This window comes from Nitratidesulfovibrio oxamicus, from assembly GCF_015731765.1.
Taxonomy (GTDB): Bacteria; Desulfobacterota; Desulfovibrionia; order Desulfovibrionales; family Desulfovibrionaceae; genus Cupidesulfovibrio; species Cupidesulfovibrio oxamicus.
This window is the reverse complement of sequence record NZ_VRYY01000422.1, coordinates 1-2,142: the sequence shown is the minus strand read 5'-3', so window position 1 is coordinate 2,142 and position 2,142 is coordinate 1. Positions and strand designations below refer to the sequence as shown.

Here is a 2,142-nt window from a genome sequence, read left to right as displayed (position 1 = left end):
CCGGGCCAGCACGCGGCCCCGCGCCAGCATCCACCTCCAGCCGCCGTCCTTGGCGCGCAGGCGGAACTGCACCTCGAACTGGCCCACGCCGCAGGCGGCCACCGCGTGCGACACCGCCGGGTCAGGCATGCACAGGGCGGCGGTGACCTCGCCCAGGTCATCGGGGTGCATCAGGTTGCGCAGGGCATCATGGGTACATTCGAATTCACCGGGCACATACCCCAGCATCTCGTAATAACGGGGGCTGCAATACAACTCGCCGGTCTCGAAGTTCCAGTCCCAGTGGGCCTCGCTTGCGGCGTCCAGGGCCAGCTTCAGCCGCTCCTCGCTGCGCGTCAGGGCTTCCTGGGCGCGGACCTCCACGGTAACGTCCTCGAACAGCCACACGCTGCCCCAGGTCCGCCCGTACTCGCCGCGCAGGGTCCGACAGGTGCGCCGCAGCACGCGGCCATCGGCCAGCAGCACCGGATAGCCGCTGGCGCCGTTCGGCATACGGGCCGAAGGGGCCGATGCGGAAGGCACGGCCTGTGCGGCCAGCGTGAAGGGTTCGGCGGCCAGCCCCACCTCGGCGGCAGGCAGGACGCCGACGATGGCGTCGGGGTCGCGCAGACGATCCGCCAGCAGGGTGCGCACCTCGGACAGCGGGCGGCCCACCAGTCCGGGGGCATCCACATCAAGGCCCCACACTTTCGGAAAACGGCGGTTGACCCGCGCCACCATGCCACGAATGTCCACGGTCAGCGCGGCGGAAGGCAGAGTATCCTGCTGCGCGCCGAACAGGGCGTTCTCGTAGGCCAGGGCCAGGGTTTCCTCCACCTGGCCGTGAAAATCGTCCACGATGCCCCGGTGCACCCCGGATACCAGCCACTGGCGCGTGTCCAGCAGGCACAGCGTGCCGTACATCTGTCCGTCGGGCAGCAGCAGGGGGTACCCCAGATAGGCGACAAAACCTGCCTGCACCATGGGACTGTCGCGCCAGAGCGGGTCGTCCAGGGCGTTTTGCACATAGATCGGCCTGCCTGACTCTACGACTGCGTCGCAGTACGTGCCGCCAGCCATGGTGGCGATGCGCATGCCCGGAACCAGCGGATTGCCCGCCGTATTGCTGGACAGCAGCACCGAAAGCCCCCCCGGGAACAGCCGCATGATGGCGACAACGCGAATGCCCAGCAGCCGCGCCAGAGTGTCCAGCGACTGCTGCCAACGAGCCCGTGTCCGCTCATCTATTCTGATGAAGTCCATACGCCCCCCTGTGGCCTGATTCGTGCCGTCATCCATGCCGCCCCGGACACTCGCGCTCCGCGGCGCCGCCACCCCCTGCAGGGGAATGCCCCCATGCCGGGCAACGGGTACAGGTCCATGATGCATGATACCACGCCACAATGCGGATTGCACGCGCAATGACGTCAGCAAGACATCACTTTCCGCGTTGCCGCCCTTCTTCTACATGCCGCGCCGCCGGTACACGGCCAGCACCAGCCCCTCCACCAGCATGAACAGCGACACGGGCGCCACAAGAAAGACCAGCGACAGCATGGCCGCAAGCCCCCTGTCCGGCGACTGCAACACAGGGAACAGATACCCGGTGAACGACGGAACAACCCCGCCCCCCACAAGCTGCACCAGAAAATAGTCGGAAAAGGCCACCAGAAACACCACCGACCCGCCCGCCACGGCGGCGGGCAGCAGCAGCGGCAATTCCACGGCCAGCAGGCGCAGCAACGGCCCGGCACCCAGATTGGCGGCGCAACGGCCATAGTCCGGCCCCACGGTTTCGAAGCCGGACGCCAGCGCCCGCAGCATGTACGGGTACGACACCACCGACAGCACCAGCACCACGCCCGCCGGGGTATCCGCCAGACCAAGGCGCACCAGGGCGCCGTACAGCCCAAGGGCAAAGCCCATGGCGGGCAGCAGGGCCGGGGCCAGCAGCAACCCCTCCAGCGCGGCCCTCCCCCGGAACCGCCCGAAGGCCAGCAGCCGCGCCGGGGCCATGCAGACGCACAGGGTCACCGCCACCACGGCCAGCGAATACAGGGTGGACGAGGCCAGCGCCCCGGCTATGGACTGCCGGTTGGCCAGCACGAAAGCCGCCGTGCGCCCGCCAAGGGCGGCGGGCCACAGGTCGGGCCAGGCCCAGCC

The 2,142-nt window shown here is 68.8% G+C and carries 2 protein-coding genes; both read right to left on the bottom strand.

The annotated features are described in order from the left end of the window. Window positions 1–1,242: PAS domain-containing protein (locus tag FVW20_RS13245; RefSeq protein WP_196609985.1), on the bottom strand; the 1,242-nt coding region annotated here is incomplete at its 3' end. Between the two features lie 201 nt (window positions 1,243–1,443). Further along, the coding region (locus FVW20_RS13240; RefSeq protein ID WP_196609984.1) for an ABC transporter permease subunit at window positions 1,444–2,142 on the bottom strand (699 nt) is incomplete at its 5' end.